The following is a 269-nucleotide window of genomic DNA, read 5'->3' on the forward strand; positions in this document are numbered from 1 at the left end:
GCCGCGCTTCGAGCACATAGGCAAAGCGCGCCGGCGCGCCATGACGGCGCCCGGCGAGATCGACGCGACGGAAGCGGCACGCGCCGAGGCGCGCGACGACTCTGCCGTGCGCGTCGATGAATTCGAACGACGCGACGATCGAATGCGGGCTGCGACGATGAATGCGCGCCAGCACGCGGCGAATCGCTTCACCGCTCAGGAAATCCACACGGCCGATCTGGTCCGGTACGAATGCCTCATGCGCATCGTCCGGCGCGGCGCCGGCCTGC

General features: G+C 69.5%; 1 protein-coding gene. It reads right to left on the bottom strand.

Annotated features, from left to right (window positions below):
* A partial coding sequence (locus SB660_RS20865) for a polyketide synthase dehydratase domain-containing protein (protein ID WP_410584263.1) occupies nt 1–269 on the bottom strand: 269 nt, incomplete at both ends.

It is taken from the genome of Bacillus sp. SIMBA_005 (genome assembly GCF_046535585.1).
Classification (GTDB): Bacteria; Bacillota; Bacilli; order Bacillales; family Bacillaceae; genus Bacillus; species Bacillus pumilus.